At 61.7% G+C, this 19,376-nt stretch carries 16 protein-coding genes and 1 pseudogene; 13 read left to right on the top strand and 4 right to left on the bottom strand.

The window, feature by feature from the left end:
- The first annotated feature begins 21 nt into the window (after nucleotides 1-21).
- The 5 genes from AB4N53_RS12385 (at nucleotide 22) to AB4N53_RS12365 (ending at nucleotide 4,213) form a co-directional block, all read left to right on the top strand.
- Nucleotides 22-1,047 (top strand): NAD(P)H-dependent glycerol-3-phosphate dehydrogenase, encoded by a 1,026-nt coding sequence (locus AB4N53_RS12385; protein ID WP_024013958.1) that lies wholly within the window; start codon nucleotides 22-24, stop codon nucleotides 1,045-1,047.
- A 30-nt stretch (nucleotides 1,048-1,077) separates the two neighbouring features.
- Complete coding sequence (locus AB4N53_RS12380) at nucleotides 1,078-1,425, top strand: DUF4389 domain-containing protein (RefSeq protein ID WP_460120797.1); 348 nt, start codon at nucleotides 1,078-1,080, stop codon at nucleotides 1,423-1,425.
- Nucleotides 1,422-1,874 (top strand): phosphohistidine phosphatase SixA, encoded by a 453-nt coding sequence (sixA, locus tag AB4N53_RS12375; protein ID WP_460120795.1) that lies wholly within the window; start codon nucleotides 1,422-1,424, stop codon nucleotides 1,872-1,874. The genes AB4N53_RS12380 and sixA overlap by 4 nt, the downstream gene beginning before the upstream one ends.
- A gap of 205 nt (nucleotides 1,875-2,079) precedes the next feature.
- Complete coding sequence (locus AB4N53_RS12370) at nucleotides 2,080-3,735, top strand: AMP-binding protein (RefSeq protein ID WP_460120793.1); 1,656 nt, start codon at nucleotides 2,080-2,082, stop codon at nucleotides 3,733-3,735.
- A 31-nt stretch (nucleotides 3,736-3,766) separates the two neighbouring features.
- Nucleotides 3,767-4,213: a hotdog fold thioesterase gene (locus AB4N53_RS12365; RefSeq protein ID WP_460120791.1), complete on the top strand. Its 447-nt coding sequence runs from the start codon at nucleotides 3,767-3,769 to the stop codon at nucleotides 4,211-4,213.
- A 30-nt stretch (nucleotides 4,214-4,243) separates the two neighbouring features.
- Here the strand turns inward: AB4N53_RS12365 and AB4N53_RS12360 are convergent, their stop codons facing one another.
- The gene (locus AB4N53_RS12360; protein WP_460120789.1) at nucleotides 4,244-7,249 is read right to left on the bottom strand and encodes an RHS repeat domain-containing protein; all 3,006 of its coding nucleotides are present in this window, start codon (nucleotides 7,247-7,249) and stop codon (nucleotides 4,244-4,246) included.
- A 216-nt stretch (nucleotides 7,250-7,465) separates the two neighbouring features.
- Between AB4N53_RS12360 and AB4N53_RS12355 the strand changes: the two genes are divergently transcribed.
- The 4 genes from AB4N53_RS12355 (at nucleotide 7,466) to AB4N53_RS12340 (ending at nucleotide 11,155) form a co-directional block, all read left to right on the top strand.
- Nucleotides 7,466-8,272 carry an alpha/beta fold hydrolase gene (locus tag AB4N53_RS12355; RefSeq protein ID WP_460120786.1) on the top strand — a complete coding sequence of 269 codons (807 nt, stop codon included), beginning with the start codon at nucleotides 7,466-7,468 and terminating at the stop codon, nucleotides 8,270-8,272.
- Nucleotides 8,269-9,123, top strand: a complete 855-nt coding sequence (locus AB4N53_RS12350) for an alpha/beta hydrolase (protein ID WP_460120782.1) — start codon at nucleotides 8,269-8,271, stop codon at nucleotides 9,121-9,123. Before AB4N53_RS12355 ends, AB4N53_RS12350 begins: the two co-directional genes overlap by 4 nt.
- Before the next feature lie 115 nt (nucleotides 9,124-9,238).
- On the top strand, nucleotides 9,239-10,045 hold the full coding sequence (locus tag AB4N53_RS12345) for a DUF4892 domain-containing protein (RefSeq protein WP_460120780.1): 807 nt from the start codon (nucleotides 9,239-9,241) through the stop codon (nucleotides 10,043-10,045).
- 69 nt (nucleotides 10,046-10,114) lie between these two features.
- A complete protein-coding gene (locus tag AB4N53_RS12340) occupies nucleotides 10,115-11,155 on the top strand; it encodes an AI-2E family transporter (RefSeq protein WP_460120778.1) in 1,041 nt (346 codons plus the stop codon).
- A gap of 566 nt (nucleotides 11,156-11,721) precedes the next feature.
- On the opposite strand, the gene AB4N53_RS12335 is transcribed toward AB4N53_RS12340, so the two are convergent.
- Entirely contained in the window at nucleotides 11,722-12,771 is a 1,050-nt protein-coding gene (locus AB4N53_RS12335; RefSeq protein ID WP_460120776.1) for an ATP-binding protein, read from the bottom strand.
- A complete protein-coding gene (locus AB4N53_RS12330) occupies nucleotides 12,771-13,520 on the bottom strand; it encodes a response regulator (RefSeq protein ID WP_095181601.1) in 750 nt (249 codons plus the stop codon). The genes AB4N53_RS12335 and AB4N53_RS12330 overlap by 1 nt, the downstream gene beginning before the upstream one ends.
- A gap of 261 nt (nucleotides 13,521-13,781) precedes the next feature.
- Between AB4N53_RS12330 and pyrF the strand changes: the two genes are divergently transcribed.
- Complete coding sequence (gene pyrF, locus AB4N53_RS12325; protein WP_071173241.1) at nucleotides 13,782-14,480, top strand: orotidine-5'-phosphate decarboxylase; 699 nt, start codon at nucleotides 13,782-13,784, stop codon at nucleotides 14,478-14,480.
- A gap of 126 nt (nucleotides 14,481-14,606) precedes the next feature.
- On the opposite strand, the gene AB4N53_RS12320 is transcribed toward pyrF, so the two are convergent.
- Nucleotides 14,607-15,611 (bottom strand): NADP-dependent oxidoreductase, encoded by a 1,005-nt coding sequence (locus tag AB4N53_RS12320; protein WP_073472221.1) that lies wholly within the window; start codon nucleotides 15,609-15,611, stop codon nucleotides 14,607-14,609.
- Nucleotides 15,612-15,847: 236 nt separating this feature from the next.
- Here AB4N53_RS12320 and AB4N53_RS12315 point away from each other — a divergent pair, with 236 nt between their 5' ends.
- The 3 genes and pseudogenes from AB4N53_RS12315 to AB4N53_RS12305 all read left to right on the top strand — a co-directional run.
- Complete coding sequence (locus tag AB4N53_RS12315) at nucleotides 15,848-16,609, top strand: SDR family oxidoreductase (protein ID WP_137213905.1); 762 nt, start codon at nucleotides 15,848-15,850, stop codon at nucleotides 16,607-16,609.
- Between the two features lie 190 nt (nucleotides 16,610-16,799).
- Nucleotides 16,800-18,200 (top strand): aminotransferase-like domain-containing protein, encoded by a 1,401-nt coding sequence (locus AB4N53_RS12310; RefSeq protein WP_460120772.1) that lies wholly within the window; start codon nucleotides 16,800-16,802, stop codon nucleotides 18,198-18,200.
- Nucleotides 18,201-18,308: 108 nt separating this feature from the next.
- Nucleotides 18,309-19,367: pseudogene (locus AB4N53_RS12305) on the top strand (HAMP domain-containing protein); the annotation flags it as partial.
- Nucleotides 19,368-19,376: the final 9 nt, after the last annotated feature.

Below are 19,376 nucleotides of genomic sequence, written 5' to 3'. Positions count from 1 at the left end.
GTATGGAATAACGGATTGCATATGACTGAACAGCGCCCGATTGCGGTCCTGGGAGGCGGAAGTTTTGGTACCGCCGTGGCCAATCTGCTGGCCGAGAACGGCCATCAAGTCCTTCAGTGGATGCGGGACCCAGAGCAGGCCGAGGCCATCCGGGTCAATCGCGAAAACCCGCGTTACCTCAAAGGCATCAAGATTCTGCCGGGCGTGACCGCCGTCACCGACCTGCAAGCCACCCTCGACGCCTGCGATCTGTGCTTCGTCGCGCTGCCATCCAGCGCCTTGCGCACGGTACTCGCCGCCCACGCCGAGCGCTTGAGCGGCAAGATGCTGGTCAGCCTGACCAAAGGCATCGAAGCGCAGACCTTCAAGCTGATGAGCCAGATTCTCGAAGAGATCGCCCCGCAGGCGCGCATCGGCGTGTTGTCCGGGCCGAACCTGGCGCGGGAAATCGCCGAGCACGCGCTGACCGCCACTGTGGTCGCCAGTGAAGACGAAGAACTGTGCAAAGCGGTGCAAGCCGCCCTGCACGGTCGTACCTTCCGCGTTTACGCCAGCGCCGACCGTTTCGGTGTCGAGCTGGGCGGGGCGTTGAAAAACGTTTACGCGATCATCGCCGGCATGGCGGTGGCGCTGGAGATGGGCGAGAACACCAAGAGCATGCTGATCACTCGCGCCTTGGCCGAGATGACCCGCTTTGCGGTGAATCAGGGCGCCAACCCGATGACCTTCCTCGGCCTGGCCGGGGTCGGTGATCTGATCGTCACCTGTTCATCGCCCAAGAGCCGCAACTACCAGGTCGGCTTCGCTCTCGGCCAGGGCTTGAGCCTCGACGAAGCGGTGTCGCGACTTGGCGAGGTCGCCGAAGGGGTCAACACCCTCAAGGTGCTCAAGGCCAAGTCCCAGGAAGTCGGTGTGTACATGCCGCTGGTCGCCGGGCTGCACGCGATCCTGTTCGAAGGACGCACGCTGGAGCAGGTGATCGGTCTACTGATGCGTGCCGAGCCGAAAACCGACGTCGACTTTATTTCCACCAGCGGTTTCAACTGATTCAGCTGTTACACGGACAGGAAGCAAGCCATGAACGATCCGAAAAGCGAAACCCAGTACGAATCCATCCTCCTGCGGGTGTTGTGGATGATCGTTTATCTGCTGGTCTGGCAAGTCGCGCAGTTCATCCTCGGCGCGGTGGTCTTGGTGCAACTGATCTACCGCCTGATCTACGGCGCACCGAGCGCCAGCCTGATGGATTTTGGCGACAGCCTCAGCCAGTTTCTCGCGCAGATCGGCCGCTTCGGCACATTCCACAGTGACCAGAAGCCCTGGCCGTTCGCCGACTGGCCGGCGCCGCGCACCCCGGAAGGGGAAGCGCCACACACCGTCGCCCCAGCCGCGCATCCGGTGCGCGATGAGGAGCCCAAGCTATGAAACTGTGGATATTGCGTCATGGTGAGGCGGTGCCTCACGGCTCGAAAATCGATTCCGAGCGCGAGTTGACCGAGCATGGTCGTAACGAAGTCCTGCGCAGCGCGGCGCATCTGATGGGCCAGCCGCTGACGGCGATCTACGCCAGCCCTTATCTGCGCGCGCAGCAGACCGCGCAGATTGTCCGCGAGGCGCTGGGGTTCGAGCCGGAGATCCGTACGGTCGACTGGCTGACGCCGGAGAGTGATCCGGACAAGGTCGCCGAGCAATTGGTGTCGGTCAGTAATGTTCTGCTGGTCAGCCATAACCCGTTGGTGGGCAATCTGCTCAGCTATCTGCAGCATGGCGCCGGGCATCCGCCGGAGCGGGTGAGTACAGCGGGGCTGGCCGAGCTTGAGCACAGCGAACTGCTGATTGGCTCGATGAAGCTCAATAGCCTCAAACACCCTTAACGCCGGTACCTTGTGGGAGCGGGCTTGCTCGCGAATGCGGTGTGTCATTCACGGTTGATGTGTCTGATACACCGCATTCGCGAGCAAGCCCGCTCCCACATTTGAGCGGCGCAATTCTTAGGAAATTATTTGTTTGAAAATTTCAACCAAGCACTTGCTTGGTTGACTACGCTTGCTCCAGACCAAAAAAACAGGAGCGAGTCGCATGTCTGCCGCCTTCCGTTTGCCGCTGGACGTGTTCTACGAACGGGAAGCCCGGCATCCGCGCCAGCGCTTTCTGGTGCAGCCGATCGGCGGCGGCCAGGTCGAGACGCTGACTTGGGCCGATGTCGGCCATCAGGCCCGCTGCGCCGCGCACTGGCTGCGGGCGCGGGAGCTGCCACCCGGCAGCCACATAGCGCTGGTCTCGAAAAACTGCGCGCACTGGATCATCGCCGACCTGGCGATCTGGATGGCCGGCCATGTGTCCGTGCCGCTGTACCCCAATCTCACCGCCGAGTCCGTGGCGCAGGTGCTGACTCACTCGGAAAGTGCGCTGGCGTTCATTGGCAAGCTCGATGACTGGGCAGGCATGTCACAAGGCGTGCCGGCGGGCCTGCCGACCATCAGCCTGCCACTGCATCCGCCTGGCGAGTTCGATTACAGCTGGGCGGACCTGCAGAGCTGTTCGCCAATCCAGGACGACCCACGTCCCGCCGCCGAACAATTGGCGACGATCATCTATACCTCCGGCACCACCGGCCTGCCCAAAGGCGTGATGCACAGTTTCGCCAATCTTGGTTTCGCCACCAGTCGTGGCACGCAGCTGTTCGGGCTTAACGAGAACGATCGGCTGTTGTCGTATCTGCCGTTGTGCCACGTTGCCGAGCGCATGTTTGTCGAATTGGCCTCGATCTATACCGGCCAGACCGTGTTTTTCGCCGAGAGCCTCGACACCTTCATCACCGATCTGCAGCGCGCGCGGCCGACCGCCATGTTCGGTGTGCCGCGTATCTGGACCAAGTTCCAGATGGGCGTGTACGGCAAGATCCCGGCGCAGCGTCTGGACTTTCTCCTCGGGCTGCCCTTCATCGGCAAGCGGGTCGGGCGCAAAGTGCTGGCCGGGCTCGGCCTGGATGCCTTGCGCGTAGCGTTGTCCGGCGCCGCGCCAGTGCCGCAGACCTTGCTCGCCTGGTATCAGAAACTCGGCCTCGATGTGCTGGAGGTCTACGGCATGACCGAGGGCTGCGGTTACTCGCATATCTGCCTGCCGGGGCAGTACAAGCAGGGTTGGATTGGTCAGCCGTGCCCGGAAGTGGAAGTGCGCATCGATGAGTCCGGCGAAGTGCAGGTGCGCAGCCAGGCCAACATGCTTGGCTATTTCAAGGAGCCGCAGAAGACTGCGGAGACGCTCACCGCAGACGGCTTTCTGCGCACGGGCGACAAGGGTGAGCAGGACAGCGAAGGGCGCCTGCGCCTGACCGGGCGACTGAAGGAAATCTTCAAGACCAGTAAAGGCAAATATGTCGCGCCGGCGCCGATCGAAAACCGCCTGGCCGTGCATTCGCGCATCGAGCAAGTGTGCGTGGTCGGCGATGGCCTGAGTGCGCCGCTGGGGTTGTGCGTGCTGTCGACGGTCAATCAGCAAGAGCCTCGTGCCAGCCTGCACGCGAGCCTGGAAAAACTCCTCGAAGAGGTTAACGCCGCTCTCGACAAACACGAGCGCCTGCGCCGGCTGGTGGTGGTCAAGGACAACTGGGCGGTCGATAACGGCTTCCTCACGCCAACCCTGAAGATCAAACGCAACGTTATCGAGGATCGCTACGGGCCGCGCTTCGAAGAATGGAGCGCGCGCAGCGAGGCGGTGCTGTGGCAGGATTGAGCGTCGATCAAAACAACAAAGGAAGTCTGCGATGAGCTTGTGGCGTACTACTCCCGACATCGAGAAGCTGAATGCGATACAGAAAAACACCATCGGCGAAGTGCTGGACATTCGCTTCGAAGCCTTCGATGAACAATCGCTGACCGCGAGCATGGTCATCGACCATCGCACTCACCAGCCCTACGGTTTGCTGCATGGCGGCGCATCGGTAGTGCTGGCGGAGACCGTCGGCTCGATGGCCAGTTACCTGTGCATCGATGCCAGCAAGTTCTATTGCGTCGGCCTGGAAATCAACGCCAACCATTTGCGCGGCTTGCGTAGCGGGCGGGTGACGGCGGTGGCCACGCCGATTCATATCGGCCGCACCACGCACGTATGGGACATCCGCCTGACCAGCGACGAAGGCAAGGCCAGTTGCGTGTCGCGCCTGACCATGGCGGTGGTGCCGCTGGGAGAACAGCCGCCGCTGCGCGGATGATGACGGCAGCTCTTGGGCACGCAAGCCCGCTCAGAAATTCAATTCCGAGCGGGAGTATTTCCTTTGGCCGGGGGCCGTCTCGCTGACGAAAGTCAATAATTCGGTGGCAGCCGGATCAAAGGCTGTATTGCTTGAAATCGGCGGGCTTTCACGACTGATGCCGGCGCCGATCTGGTTTTTTTCAAGGTCCCAGGAAGTTGTGCCCAGCTCAGCGCTCAGGCCCGGCTTGGCGATCGTGACAAACGTCGAGCGTATGTCGGCGACTGCGCTCACGACTGCACGGCTGATCGCCGTTCGGGTATGTACGTCCAGCGCGTCGTAGCCAGGGATCTGTGACACGGCCAGATTGGCGATTTGCCCCAGAGACAAGAAGAAATGACGGCTGCTGTAGCCGACCACCGCGTTCTCCTGGTTGAAGCTCGGTTCGCGATTGTTCGACGGTAGGGTCGGCGTTCCGCGCAATCCCCTTGCGGCCGAGGCACCGGCAGCACTGGCAGCCGTGACTGCCGAGACGGCAAGAACCGACTGCAACACATTACCGGTTACGTCGCTGCCGAACAGCATTGAGCCACCGAGTCCGGAGGCGCCCGCCGCCAATCCTGCCCCAACCGCGCTGGCCGCTCCCGTGAGCGGATCGACACGGCCCACAGCCGGGTTGCTCGGACCGGCATTGGCGAGATACTGCGCCGATATCTCACGAAACAGCGTACCGAAGGCGCTGCCGATCTGGCCCGCCGCTGCCGGATTGCCGCGTGGATCGAGCATGCCAAGCAGCGAAGGCGCGGCGCCCAAGGCCGCACCTATTACGGCACCGCCGATTTTCGCAGCCAAGGGCCCCCAATCGGCCGGGGAACTGATCTGCATAGAGCTTTGCGCCCAGTTGGCACCGGCATAGCCGCTTATGCCACCTGTTACGGCGCCCGCCAACGCACCTCCGATGCTTACCGCAACTTTGGCCGGCGGCAGGAAACCGACGAAAGCCGCTTGTGCGGCAGTGGCGAAGGCTGCGCTAACGAACTCTCGCGTGGCCGTCGCGCCCGCTGCCCTGGCGGTATCCCATCCTGTCAGCCCCTGGCGGTCGACAAACCTGACGGGATTGCCGCGCACCATCAAATACTGATTCATACCATCGGTGATACCCACCGGATCCGGGCTTATCCAACGCATCAACCAAGGCGCATAGAAGCGTTGGCCATAATAATAAAGGCCGGTGGCATCAAGCTCCTGGCCTGCGTAGCGGCGGGTCTTGTAGCGGGCCTGGAGCTGATCCGGGCCTGCCCACCATGAGGTACCGCCGTAGGGAAAATAGTTCTCCTCGCAAATAGTATTGCCCTGATCGTCGAGGACCAGCATGTTCGAGCCAAGCTGGTTGCTGAACTGATAGCGATATTGATCGGCGACGCTATCCTTTGTGGTCCAGTGCAGGATTTCCACAGCACAGCGTCCTGCCTGCACGGAAATGACGTGCACGGTTTCATCGGGCCGATGGCGTATTTCCAGCGATGGCAGATAGCGTGTTTCATGCAAATGCGCGCGTGCTGGCGATTGTATGAGGCGGATTTTGCGCTTGCGCTGACCCGCGCCGTCGTACACATAGCGTTCGCAGTCGTTCGTAGCATCCTTGCGCATGACCTGATCGACCTGGCGCAATCGTCCGCCAGCACTCCACAGCAAAGGCTGCCCGGGCTGGAGCATTTTCCGGTTGCCGTTGAGATCGAACCCGGCGGCAATCTCCAGCTCATCGGGCAGCGTGCCGCTGACAGTTTGTTCCAGACCGCGATTGCTGTATCTGGAAATCGCCGTGCGCTGCGTCCAGCTCTTGCTTGCGGCACTGTGGACCAGGGCGATGAGGTTGCCGGCTGCATCATACGTGTAGGTCTGGCGGTAGTTTTCGAGCTGCGCCGAATCTGGTGGAGAGCTGAAGACCGGCTCCTGAGGACCATTGACCGTGCAGCTGCGTTGCCAGCCCGTGGCACAGATCAATTGGTAGAGGCTGTCGTAGATAAACGAGGAGACAGGATTGATGGTCTGGTTGCGAAAAAAGCGCGGGGGCTGCGCCATGTCCTCGACACTGAGAATGTTGCCGACCGGATCGTAGCAATAGACCAGGTGTTGCAGGGCAGGGCGCCCGTCTTTTCCGGCAATGATCTGCAGGAGCCGGCCGCTCTGTGGATCGTAGATATTCTGGCTGATCACGCCGTTGGCGGCTGCCTGACGCAAAACCTGATCCCCCGCGCTGTACTGGATGTCGTGCAGTAACAGTCTGGGCTGCGAATCCTGGGCAGCTTTGAGACTGATCTGCTTGAGTTGCCCGCCTACGTCAAAATGGAGCTGCTTCTGATTGCCCGTGGCATCTTGCTGGCTGATGGTTTCATTCAGCGCGTTATAGCCGATATGGGTTGCTGCTCCGCTCCCGTGTTCGTGCAGCAGGTCTCTGTCTGCCAAGGCTTGCGGCCAGTCTGGCTCGTCGAGTTCGCTGAGAAAATGCCGCACCCCCCTGAGCTGTTCACCCTTGAGGGAATATTCAGGAAAAAATTCGCTGCCAGCATTATCGTCATGGCGAACAATCCGGCCGCACTGGTTGCGCGCTGCGCACGACGGCGAGCTGTCGCCGTAACTGAAAAAGCCACTGTTTCTGGCGCTCATGCCCTGTACGTGTTCGACGATACTGACCGGGCGCAGCAGCAAATCGTAGGCGGTCAACGTCTGCGTCATCAGCCCGTCCCAGGCGATGAGGCGTTGTCCTGCTGCGCCCGGCAATGTCAGGCGAAGCGCGCCATCGACGCTGTCGCTGGAAAGCGATACGCCTGTGAGGCTGGAAATCACGGTCAGGTTGGGGCGGGCGTCGGGTTCGCGCTGATGCAGCGCACCCAGGCGTGGATCGCAGGCTTCAGTCAATTGACCTGAAGCGTTGTAACGTTGGCGATAGATACGGGGGTCGATCGGCCCACCGGGCGCTTCACGACAATAGGACACCGTGGCAACGTTCAGTCCTCGTGAATCCATCACGGCGAGTGTCGGCGTATGAGTGTGCATGACGCATCCCGAGTGCTGAACCTGATTCGTTTATCGGACAGGAGCGGCCAGCGGTCAACTGTCAGAAATTACAGGTGAGCGTAGATTGCGACGACCGGTTCAACGTCTGTATGGATAAAACGTCATCGCCACTATTCGTGGCCGTTACGGTCATTGCTGTCGACGCGGGTCTTGCGGACAATCAACGTCACGTTTCCCGCTCATGGATTTGCCCGCATGTCGCAACCGATCTTTTTCGCCCACGCCAACGGCTTTCCTTCGGGGACCTATGGCAAGTTGTTTGCGGCGCTGGCGCCGGAGTATCGGGTCGCGCATCTGGAGCAGCACGCCCATGACCCGCGTTTTCCGGCGGACGACAACTGGTACAACCTCGTCGACGAACTGATCCATCACCTGGAGCAGCAGGAGCAGCCGGTATGGGGCGTCGGCCATTCCTTTGGCGGTCTGCTGCACCTGCACGCGGCGTTGCGTTGTCCCGAGTTGTATCGCGGCGTGGTCATGCTCGATTCGCCGGTGCTGACCCGCACCGATCAGTGGGTGATCCGCGCGGCCAAGCGCTTTGGTTTCATCGACCGGCTCACCCCGGCCGGGCGCACCCTCGGGCGCCGTGAAGAATTCGCCGATCTCGACAGCGCGCGCAGTTATTTTTCTGGCAAAACCCTGTTTCGCGGCTTCGATCCGGAATGCTTCGATGCTTACCTGCAACACGGTTTGCATCAGGTCGAGGACAAGCTGCGTCTGCGTTTTGACCCAGCTACCGAAATCAGCATTTATCGCGGCGTGCCGCACACCAGTCCGGGGCGCACCCGGCATTTGCAGGTGCCACTGGCCATGGTGCGCGGGCACAAGAGCCGCGTGGTCATGCGCCATCACAGCCGTTTCGTCTCGCGCCTGCCGCAGGGCGAGGCGCTGAGCATGCCGGGCGGGCACATGTTTCCGCTGGAGCGTCCGCAAGATACGGCGCGACTGCTCAAGAGCCTGTTCAGCCGCTGGGAGCAGCGGCAGAACAAGGATTGCGCATGAGCGCGACTTGCGAAGAAGTGCGCCTGAACCTGCCGCACATCGAGTTGGCCGCGCATCTGTTCGGCCCCGAGGACGGCTTGCCGGTGATCGCATTGCACGGCTGGCTCGACAACGCCAACAGCTTCGCCCGGTTGGCGCCCAAGCTTGACGGCTTGCGCATCGTTGCCCTGGACATGGCTGGCCACGGCCATTCCGGGCATCGGCCGAGCGGTGCGGGTTATGCCCTGTGGGACTACGCCCATGATGTTTTGCAAGTGGCTGAGCAACTGGGCTGGAAGCGTTTCGGTTTGCTCGGGCACTCGATGGGCGCGATTGTCTCGATGGTCCTCGCCGGTTCGCTGCCGGAGCGCATCAGCCACCTGGCGCTCATCGATGGAGTGATTCCTCCGACAGACAAAGGCGAAAACGCCGCCGAGCGCATGGGCATGGCCCTGCAGGCGCAACTCGATCTGCGGGAAAAGCGCAAGCCGGTCTACACCAATCTCGAGCGTGCCATCGAGGCGCGGATGAAAGGCCTGGTGGCGGTCAGTCGCGAAGCCGCTGAACTGTTGGCCCAGCGCGGGTTGATGCCGGTGCCTGGGGGTTACACTTGGCGCACCGATAATCGCCTGACCCTGCCATCGCCGCTGCGCCTGACGGAAGAACAGGCGATGGCATTTGCCTCGCGCGTGAGTTGCCCGGCTCATCTGGTGGTCGCGGCGGATGGCATGTTGGCGAGGCATTCTGAGCTGCTGGAGCGTCTGCCCTTCAGCCACGAACAGTTGCCGGGCGGGCATCATCTGCACCTGAATGATGAGGCTGGCGCAGGTCTTGTAGCAGACTGTTTCAATCGCTTCTTCGCCATGCCTTGACTTGCTGCGGGCAACTGCCGAGGCTGGGCGGGTTGAAACAGGAGACAAACTTGATGGATTTCTATACCGCTGCGACCCCGACCCGCCCAGCCATGACCGTCCGGTGAGGCTGACTATGCGGTCACTCAGTCTCTTCGCGCTGTGCTGCTTCAGCTCCTTGTCCTTTGCTGCCGATGTGCCGGGCGGCCAGGATCTGCAAATTGTGCCGCGTCTGGCCGACGCGCAGATCGTCGACTATCGCCCGGCCGCCGAGCTGGAGCGCATCTACCCGCTGGGCTCGATCCGCAAGATCAGCGGCCAGTTGCGCTTCGACGGTCAGGTCACCGCGCGCGGCCAGACCACCTCGGTAACCTACGAGTTGCCGCCGGAACATTCCGCCACCGAAGCCTTTACCGCCGCCCGCGAAGCCCTGCAACAGCAGGATGCCGAATTGCTGTTCTGGTGCCAGGCCCGCGATTGCGGCGAAAGCAGCCTGTGGGCCAACGAGGTCTTCGGAAACGCCAAGCTGTATGGCTCTGACGAGCAACAGGCCTATCTGTTGCTCAGGCTGGCGGCGCCGAAGGACAACACGCTGGTGGCGCTCTACAGCATCACTCGCGGCAATCGCAAAGCCTATCTGCATGTCGAGCAATTCGAGGCGGCTGCGCCGTTGGGCGAGTTGCTGCCGACCTCGGCGACCCTGCTGCGCCAATTGAAAAGCACCGGCGAGCTGGATTTTCCGAAACTGGTCGATGAGCCGGATGCGATCTGGCTGCGCCTGATTTCCCGTGGCCTGAATCTCGACACGACCTTGCGGGTCACGGTTTCCGGGCCCAAGGCCGAAGCCTGGCGCCAGGCATTGATCACTCAGGGTGTGCGGGCGGCACGGTTGGAAACCGGCAATCCTGACGGCTCTGGTCTGCGCATCGATTTGTTGCGATAAGCTGTGCCGGGCGAGCACGAACACAGTGTTCGCCTACTCTTTCGCTCACTGACTTTGCCGGGACTTTCCATGCTCAATAACGATCGCCTGCTGGTGCAGATTCTGCTGCTGGTGTTGTTTGGTGCCAGCCTGTGGGTGATGGCGCCGTTCTGGTCGGCGCTGTTCTGGGGCGCGGTACTGGCGTTCGCCAGTTGGCCGCTGATGCGTTTGCTGACCCGCGCGCTCAATGGCCGCGAATCGCTGGCCGCGTTGATCCTGACACTGGGCTGGATGTTGCTGGTGGCGGCGCCGCTGGTGTGGCTGGGTTTCAACCTTGCCGATCATGTGCGCGATGCCACGGCATTCATCAAGGACGTGCAGGTCGACGGTCTGCCGGAAGCGCCGACCTGGCTCGGCAGCGTGCCTCTGGTCGGTGAGCGGCTGGTGGCAATGTGGGACAGCATCGATCAGCAGGGTGCGGCGTTGATGGTCTCGATCAAGCCGTATCTGGGCCAGGTCGGCAACTGGCTGCTGGCACGCAGTGCGCAGATCGGCGGGGGGATTCTCGAGCTGACGCTGAGCCTGGTCTTCGTATTCTTTTTCTACCGTGACGGGCCGCGACTGGCGGCGTTTGTGCACAGTCTGCTGGAGCGCCTGATTGGTGATCGTGCCGGCTATTACATCGAGCTGGTGGCGGGTACTGTGCAGCGGGTGGTCAACGGTGTGATTGGTACAGCGGCAGCCCAGGCGGTGCTGGCGTTGATCGGCTTCCTGATTGCCGGGGTTCCGGGGGCGCTGGTGCTGGGGATCGTTACGTTTCTGCTCAGTCTGATTCCGATGGGGCCACCGCTGGTGTGGGTGCCGGCCACGGCTTGGCTGGCGTGGAAGGGCGAATACGGGATGGCGGTGTTTCTCGGGATCTGGGGGACGTTCATCATCAGTGGCGTGGACAACGTGCTCAAGCCGTATCTGATCAGCCGTGGCGGCAATCTGCCGTTGGTGATTGTGCTGCTCGGGGTGTTTGGCGGGTTGATTGCGTTTGGCTTTATCGGGTTGTTTATTGGGCCTACGTTGTTGGCGGTGGCTTATAGTCTGTTGACGGATTGGAGTAAGAGTCAGGCTCGGGTCTAGGGGGGGGCTTGGCGGCCTTTGGGCCGACCAGGCTCTTGGGGTTTTGGGTGTATATCCGTTTCTGCGGGTGTTGCGGATTACGGTTCCGCCCTTACGGCGGGTCACTTTTGCAGACGCCCAAAAGTAACCAAAACGCTTTGCTCCTGCGTTCGGCCCTCGCAGGCTCGGGTTCCTTCGCTCCGGGATCGATCCGGGCGCAGCGGCTACGGTTTGCTTCGCTGCACCTCCTTCCGCTGTGTCTGGCTACGCCAGACGGTCGCTGCGCTCCCACGCCCGGATCAATCCCTCCACTCAGCCTTCCGACGTCGCCCGTGGATCAAAAGCACTCGAGCTAACGCTCATTGTTGAGTGGGGCGGCTTCGCCGCGGGCAGCTGCGCTGCTTTGCTTTTGTGGGAGCTGGCTTGCCAGCGATAGCGCCCTCACATCCAACCAATATCTAGCGAATAAACTCAGTTTCATTGTGGGAGCGAGCCTGCTCGCGAAGAGGCCGCTACATTCAACCAAGACATTGAATCAACAGATGCTTTCGCGAGCAGGCTCGCTCCCACTGAGAGTCGGCTGAGGCTCAGCCCAGTGGCAACCGGACAATGGCGGTCAGCCCGCCCCCCGGCGTTTCTTCCAGATCCAACCGCCCACCCAATCGTTGCGCGGCTTCGCGGGCAATGGTCATGCCCAGCCCCACGCCGCCGGAGTTGCGGTTGCGCGAGCCTTCCAGTCGGTAAAACGGCTCAAACACCGCTTCACGTTGGTCTTCCGCAATACCGGGTCCGTGGTCAATTACCCGAATCAGCAGTTCTTCGCGCTGTTCCAGCAGCTCAATCCGCGCCTGTCCGGCGTATCGCAGGGCGTTGTCCAGCAGGTTGTTGATGCACGAACGCAGCGCCATCGGTTGCACTGGCAAAGGCGAGCAGTGGCCGCTGACCTGTACATCGGCGCCCTGGTCCTGGGCGTTTTCGCACAGCGATTCGACCAGCGCTTGCACGTCGAGCAGTTGCAAGGCTTCGCTGGTGCGTTGTTCGTGCAGATAGGTGAGGGTGGCGTCGAGCATGCCGATCATGTCGTCCAGATCCTGGCGCATCTGGCTTTGCAGCTTGTCGTCGCTGATGTTTTCCAGGCGTAGTTTCAGCCGTGACAATGGCGTGCGCAGGTCGTGGGAGACGGCGCCGAGCATGCGCGCGCGTTGCTGGACCTGTTCGCGGATGCGCCGTTGCATGAGGTTGAAGGTGTACGCCGCTTGCCGGGCTTCGCGCGGGCCGGATTCGTCGAGGGGATCGCTGTCGAGGTTTTCGCTCAGGCGCTCGGCGGCGTCGCTCAGGCGCTGGATCGGCCGGCTGAGCAGCTTGGCGCCGTACCATGCGGCGATCATCAGCGTGATGAATTGAAAGGTCAGCGGCACGACCGGGCCACCGAACCAGGGGCGTGCCTGCCTCGGTGGGTAAGCGGCGTCGTGCATCGGTGGATGGCCGTCGGTGTTCGTTGAGAACTCGGGCGGCGGTGGGGGCGGAGGAGGGCCGTAGAGCCTGAACCAGGCGAAAGCCAGCAGATGTGCCAGGACAATCGCCACGAACAGCACGCCAAACAGACGACCGAACAGGGTGTCGAAGCGCGCCTTCATCAGCCGATGTCCCGCGCGTCGAACAGGTAACCCTCGCCGCGGACGGTCTTGATCAGTTGTGGGGCTTTCGGGTCGTCGCCGAGTTTTTGCCGCAGGCGCGAGACCAGCAGGTCGATGCTGCGGTCGAAGGCTTCGATCGACCGACCGCGAGCGGCGTCGAGCAATTGCTCGCGGCTGAGCACGCGGCGCGGGCGCTCGATGAAGACCCAGAGCAGGCGGAATTCGGCGTTGGACAACGGCACTACCAGGCCATTGTCGGCGACCACTTGGCGCAACACGCTGTTCAGCCGCCAGTTGTCGAAGCGAATGTTCGCGCGCTGGTCAGTGCGGTCGTCGCGCACGCGGCGCAGGATGGTCTGGATGCGGGCGACCAGTTCGCGCGGTTCGAACGGTTTGGCCATGTAATCGTCGGCGCCCAGTTCCAGGCCGATGATGCGGTCGGTGGGTTCGCAGCGGGCGGTGAGCATCAGGATCGGGATGTCCGATTCGGCACGCAGCCAGCGGCACAGCGACAGGCCGTCTTCGCCGGGCAGCATCAGGTCGAGGACGATGACGTCGAAATGTTCGCCCTGCAGCGCCTGGCGCATCGCCGCACCGTCGGTGACACCGCTGGCGTGAATGTTGAAACGGGCGAGGTAATCGATCATCAGCTCGCGGATCGGCACGTCGTCGTCGACAATCAAAGCGCGGATGCTCCAGCGCTTGTCGTCTTTGCTTTCATCCGTCACGGTTGTCGGGGCGTTGGGCATGGGGCTGTTCACTACCAGGGGTGGTTTCAGCATAGGCGTCCGGCCGGGAGGCGGGAAGTGCTGTTGTAAGGACGTGTTGCGCCGGCGAGGCTAACCCGGGTGCGTGTTGCGGGCGTGTCGGTTGTGTATCGGAGTCGACACAATGGCCGCGCCGGCTAAGCTGATCACGGTCGGCGCGACGATTTACCGATCATCGGGTGCCGCGCCGCCGCCGGTTCCGCTACAATGCGCGCCGTTTTCGACCAGCCTGAGAGCCCATCCATGTCCGCCTGCCAGACTCCTATCATCGTCGCCCTGGATTTCCCCACCCGTGACGCCGCACTGAAGCTGGCCGACCAGTTGGACCCGAAACTGTGCCGGGTAAAAGTGGGCAAGGAACTGTTCACCAGTTGCGCGGCGGAAATCGTCGGCACCCTGCGTGACAAGGGTTTTGAAGTGTTTCTGGATCTGAAATTCCACGACATCCCCAACACCACCGCGATGGCCGTGAAAGCCGCTGCCGAGATGGGCGTGTGGATGGTCAACGTGCACTGCTCCGGTGGCCTGCGCATGATGGCGGCCTGCCGTGAAGAGCTCGACAAGCGCAGCGGCCCGCAGCCGTTGTTGATCGGCGTGACCGTGCTGACCAGTATGGAGCGCGAGGATCTGGCCGGTATCGGTCTGGATATCGAGCCGCAGGAACAAGTGCTGCGTCTGGCGGCACTGGCCGAGAAAGCCGGGATGGACGGTCTGGTGTGTTCGGCGCTGGAGGCATCGGCGCTGAAAACCGCGCACCCGTCGCTGCAACTGGTGACCCCGGGAATCCGCCCGGCGGGCAGCGCGCAGGACGATCAACGCCGCATTCTGACCCCGCGTCAGGCGCTGGATGCCGGTTCCGATTATCTGGTGATCGGCCGCCCGATCAGCCAGGCGGCGGACCCGGCGCAGGCGCTGGCGGCGGTCGTAGCCGAGATCGCCTAAAGCTTATTGAAGATCCAACTGTGGGAGCGAGCCTGCTCGCGAAGAGGGAGTGTCAGTCGGCATCATTACCGACTGATCCAGCGCTTTCGCGAGCAGGCTCTCTCCCACATTGGTCTCAGGCTTGCCTTAAACCTTCAATACCAACTTGCCAAAGTTCTCGCCGTTGAAGAGTTTCATCAGCGTCTCCGGGAACGTCTCCAGCCCTTCAACCACATCTTCCTTGCTCTTGAGTTGCCCGTTGGCCATCCAGCCGGCCATCTCCTGCGCGGCGTTGGCGAACTGCGCGGCGTAGTCCATCACCACAAAGCCTTCCATCCGCGCGCGATTGACCAGCAGTGACAGGTAATTGGCCGGGCCTTTGACCGCCTCTTTATTGTTGTACTGGCTGATCGCGCCGCAGATCACCACGCGCGCCTTCATGTTCAAGCGGCTCAGCACCGCGTCGAGAATGTCGCCGCCGACGTTGTCGAAGTACACGTCCACACCTTTCGGGCATTCGCGTTTGAGTCCTGCCACAACGTCTTCGGCCTTGTAGTCGATGGCGCCGTCAAAGCCCAGTTCGTCGATGAGGAATTTACATTTGTCGGCACCGCCGGCGATTCCGACGACGCGGCAGCCTTTGATTTTGGCAATCTGCCCGGCAACGCTGCCCACCGCGCCTGCCGCCCCGGACAGCACCACAGTGTCACCGGCTTTCGGTGCGCCGACATCGAGCAGGGCAAAGTAGGCGGTCATGCCGGTCATGCCCAATGCGGACAGATAACGCGGCAAAGGCGCGAGTTTCGGGTCGACCTTGTAGAAACCGCGCGGCTCGCCGAGGAAATAATCCTGCACACCGAGGGCGCCATTGACGTAATCGCCGACGGCAAAGCCGGGATTGTTCGAGGCGATGACTTTTCCTACACCCAGTGCGCGCATGACCTCACCGAGACCGACCGGCGGGATGTAGGACTTGCCTTCGTTCATCCAGCCGCGCATGGCCGGGTCGAGGGACAGGTATTCGTTTTTCACCAGGATCTGTCCCGCCTGTGGCTCGCCGACCGGTACTTCCTGATAAGTGAAGGTCTCGCGGGTTGCGGCACCTACCGGGCGTTTGGCGAGCAGGAACTGGCGATTGGTCTGGTTGGTCATGACGGGCACTCGAACGGAATGAAGCTTTGTTGATAGCCGTTCAACGTCGATGTCGCAAGGTTGGCTGATGCGGCGAATGCAGGTCGATCCAGTGCAGTGATGGTCATGGGGCGGGGTTTATCACTGCGGCGCATGCGCCGGTAAACAGCGATTGCATAGTGCTGACGCGATTTCGCTGCCCTTGGCTATGCTGCGACGCCAACATCTCCCAGTTTTTTGCATTCGAGGACATACCCATGAGCATGACGTTTTCCGGGCAGGTGGTTGTAATCACGGGAGCCGCCCATGGCATCGGCCGCGCGACAGCCCTGGCGTTTGCCGCCGAGGGTCTGAAAGTGGTGGTGGCTGACCTGGATGCGGCCGGCGGCGAAGGCACGGTGGCGCTGATTCGTACAGCGGGCGGCGAAGCGTCCTTCGTGCGTTGCGACGTGACGCTGGAAAGCGATGTGAAAAATCTGATGGACGAGGTGATCAATACCTACGGTCGTCTCGACTATGCCTTCAACAACGCCGGGATCGAGATCGAGAAAGGCAAACTCGCCGACGGCTCGCTGGACGAGTTCGACGCGATCATGGGCGTCAATGTCAAAGGCGTCTGGCTGTGCATGAAGTATCAGTTGCCGCTGCTGCTGGCGCAGGGCGGCGGGGCGATCGTCAACACAGCGTCGGTGGCCGGATTGGGCGCGGCGCCGAAAATGAGTATCTACGCAGCGTCGAAACACGCGGTGATCGGCCTGACCAAATCGGCGGCGATCGAATACGCGAAGAAGAAAATCCGCGTCAACGCAGTGTGCCCGGCGGTGATCGATACGGACATGTTCCGTCGTGCCTATGAAGCCGATCCGAAGAAAGGCGAATTCGCCAACGCCATGCACCCGGTGGGACGCATCGGCAAGGTCGAAGAAATCGCCAGCGCGGTGCTGTATCTGTGCAGCGATGGCGCAGCGTTCACCACTGGGCATTCGTTGGCGGTGGATGGCGGCGTGACAGCGTTCTGAAAGTCGCCTTTATACAAAGAACCCGCCTGCGTGCGGGTTTTTTGTGCCTCGCGGTCGGTCCGTGTGAATACCGTTAAACAATGTGTATCAAACCGTTAGAACTGCCGCATTTGGCGGCGTTGTCGCACAGCCTCGGCGGCGCGGCTGTGATTTACTGCTGCCAGCAAAACTGACAGGAGTTTGCGAGCTCATGGAACTGAGAATTGACCGACAGGCAATGGTGCCGGTCGTGCAGCAGGTTGTCGACGGTCTGACGGACTGGATTGTGCAAAGTGGCGTCCCGCCTGCAACGCGGTTGCCCTCTGTGCGGCAAATCGCCCGGGGTAATCTGCTCAGCCAGTCGTGCGTTGTCGAGGCCTGCGAGCGCCTGGTGTCGCAGGGTGTCCTGACCACGCGTCAGGGCTCCGGCTTTATCGTTGCGGCGCCACCGACGCTGCACGGTGCAGATCCGGAACTCGCCGGGTTCGAGGGGCGCCACGCCTGGTGCGGTGAGATCAGTGCTATGAGCGGTCGCTTGAACCTGGGGCAGGGCAGCTTGCCGCCGAGCTGGCGCGAGCCCGACGACCTCAGCTACGCGTTGCGTGAGGTCGCGCGCAGCGATATGGACAGCCTGTTCAATTACAGCTCGCCGCTGGGCCTGCCAGCGCTGCGCGAGCAAATTGTCAGGCGCCTCAAAGTGCTGAATATTGCTGCCTGCAGCAGCCGGCTGATGAGTACCAGCGGTGCCAGCCATGCGCTGGATCTGATTGTCCGCACCCTGTTCAAGGCCGGCGATTGTGTGGTGGTGGAAACGCCCGGTCATGCACCGTTGTTTGACCTCTTGCGCATGCACGGCATACGTATGCTCGAAGTGCGCCGTACATCGAACGGGCCGGATATCGAAATGCTTGAATCGGTACTGCGTCAGTTTCGTCCCGGCGCCCTGTTCATCGGCAGTCATCATCACAATCCCACCGGCAGTTGCCTGACGCCTGCCGTGGCCCAGCGCATCGTGCAGTTGAGCAAGCGCTACGATCTGCAGGTGATTGAGGATGATGTCTACGCTGATCTGCACACCGGCAACGGTACGCGGCTGGCGGCGCTGGATCATGAGGGCCGGGTCATTTACGTGGGCAGCTTTTCCAAAACACTGAGCAGTTCGTTGCGGGTCGGGTTTGTTCTGGCAGACAGCAAACTGCTGGCGCGCCTGGCCGAGGTCAAGATGATCAGCAGCATGGGCTGTTCGAGACTGGCTGAAGCGGTGCTGGCGAGGCTGATGGCGACCGGCGCCTATCGCAAACTGGTGCAACGTCAGCGCCAGCGCTTGAATGCCGATCGCGCGGCGGCCTTGCAGGCCCTGGAAGATGCCGAGTGGGAAGTGTTCGGCAAGCCGGTTGGCGGACTGTTCATCTGGGCGCGGGCACGATTGAAGGATCAAACATTGGTGCGCAGCCAGGCGCAGCGTTGCGGGCTGGAGTTATCGGCAGCGGATGCCTTCAGTCCCAGCGGCGAGGTGGGCGATTGGCATCGCATCAATGTGGCTTGTGCCTGCGACCCACGGGCCCGGCAGTTTCTTCGCAATACCTGCGCGGATCGACCTTCAGCATTCTGAAAACGACGCGGGCGTAGCTTTTTGCCATTATTCCGACGCCAGAGTCTTGTGCTGGTTCGAGCCCGTTGCGAATCTTCGGCAACAGACTTTGGCAGGGGGCTACGCGCAATGATTTCCGCCGTGCAAGGACGTTTTGCCAACCTCGGTATGGCGAAAAAACTGGGTATCGGATTTGTGCTGGTCTTGCTGCTGACGGCATTGGTCGCGGCGATCGGCGTTTGGTCCCTGCAAACCATCAGCCTGCGCTTCGACGGCTTGAAGCAGATGTCCGCACTCAATAGCGGTTTGCTCAAAGTGCGCCTTCTGGAGCAGGAATACGCTTTGCGTGGCAATCCGAAAACCGCCGATGCGGTGCGTGAAGGCGTCGATGGGCTGGTTGTCCTGGCTGGCGAGCTGAAGGCACATTCCCCGGCCAATGTGCCGGTGATGAGCGATGTCGAGCAAGCGCTGGGCGCGTATCGCAAGGCCTTCGATGAGTTCGTCTCGCTGAGCCAGGCCAAGGACCTCGCGCTGGAGATGGCCAGTTGGTCGGTGTCCAGCGTGGCCAATAACCTCGACGTGTTGCAGAGCGGGCTGGCCGATGATGGCGCCTACGCGCTCAAAGACACCGAGGGTAAGGACGGCGCCCAGTTCATCGAACAGGCCAATCAGGTCAGTCAGGTCTCGCGGCTGATGCTGCAGGCGATGAACGAAGCGCGCGTGCGTCTGGATCAGAGTCGCAAGGGCGATGCCGACAATGCCGGTCAAGGCAACATCGAGCAGGCGGCGCAGGCACAGGAGCAGGCCGAGGCGCTGAAAACCACAGTCAAGGACGAGGGCTATTTGACCGTGCTCAATGAAGTCTCGGGACACATCGTCGGGTTCAACGAAAAACTCGCCGAATACACTGGCCTGCTGGCGCAGGAAAAAACTGTTTACGAGCAACTGCATCAGCGCGCCGCGCAAGTGGTGGATCGGGTCAATCAAGCCTCTGTCGCCGAAGATGCTTCGATGCAGGCGGAGCTGAAAAAGAACACGGTGTTGATCATTGGCTCTTCGGCCCTGGCCTTGTTGGTCGGATTACTCGCCGCATGGGTTATCACGCGCCTGATCGTTGCACCGCTGCGTAGTGTGATTCGCGTGGCGCAGCAGATTGCTGCGGGTGATCTGACGGCGAAGGTCGAGGTGACGCGCCGA

This window comes from Pseudomonas sp. H3_E04, assembly GCF_054668915.1.
This window is presented reverse-complemented; position numbering and strand designations above follow the sequence as displayed.

Bases quoted from the DNA above. Each gene is read 5' to 3' on its own strand.
- AB4N53_RS12385 (WP_024013958.1), top strand. From the start codon at position 22: ATGACTGAACAGCGCCCGATTGCGGTCCTGGGAGGCGGAAGTTTTGGT.
- AB4N53_RS12380 (WP_460120797.1), top strand. From the start codon at position 1,078: ATGAACGATCCGAAAAGCGAAACCCAGTACGAATCCATCCTCCTGCGG.
- sixA (WP_460120795.1), top strand. From the start codon at position 1,422: ATGAAACTGTGGATATTGCGTCATGGTGAGGCGGTGCCTCACGGCTCG.
- AB4N53_RS12370 (WP_460120793.1), top strand. From the start codon at position 2,080: ATGTCTGCCGCCTTCCGTTTGCCGCTGGACGTGTTCTACGAACGGGAA.
- AB4N53_RS12365 (WP_460120791.1), top strand. From the start codon at position 3,767: ATGAGCTTGTGGCGTACTACTCCCGACATCGAGAAGCTGAATGCGATA.
- AB4N53_RS12360 (WP_460120789.1), bottom strand. From the start codon at position 7,249: ATGCACACTCATACGCCGACACTCGCCGTGATGGATTCACGAGGACTG.
- AB4N53_RS12355 (WP_460120786.1), top strand. From the start codon at position 7,466: ATGTCGCAACCGATCTTTTTCGCCCACGCCAACGGCTTTCCTTCGGGG.
- AB4N53_RS12350 (WP_460120782.1), top strand. From the start codon at position 8,269: ATGAGCGCGACTTGCGAAGAAGTGCGCCTGAACCTGCCGCACATCGAG.
- AB4N53_RS12345 (WP_460120780.1), top strand. From the start codon at position 9,239: ATGCGGTCACTCAGTCTCTTCGCGCTGTGCTGCTTCAGCTCCTTGTCC.
- AB4N53_RS12340 (WP_460120778.1), top strand. From the start codon at position 10,115: ATGCTCAATAACGATCGCCTGCTGGTGCAGATTCTGCTGCTGGTGTTG.
- AB4N53_RS12335 (WP_460120776.1), bottom strand. From the start codon at position 12,771: ATGAAGGCGCGCTTCGACACCCTGTTCGGTCGTCTGTTTGGCGTGCTG.
- AB4N53_RS12330 (WP_095181601.1), bottom strand. From the start codon at position 13,520: ATGCCCAACGCCCCGACAACCGTGACGGATGAAAGCAAAGACGACAAG.
- pyrF (WP_071173241.1), top strand. From the start codon at position 13,782: ATGTCCGCCTGCCAGACTCCTATCATCGTCGCCCTGGATTTCCCCACC.
- AB4N53_RS12320 (WP_073472221.1), bottom strand. From the start codon at position 15,611: ATGACCAACCAGACCAATCGCCAGTTCCTGCTCGCCAAACGCCCGGTA.
- AB4N53_RS12315 (WP_137213905.1), top strand. From the start codon at position 15,848: ATGAGCATGACGTTTTCCGGGCAGGTGGTTGTAATCACGGGAGCCGCC.
- AB4N53_RS12310 (WP_460120772.1), top strand. From the start codon at position 16,800: ATGGAACTGAGAATTGACCGACAGGCAATGGTGCCGGTCGTGCAGCAG.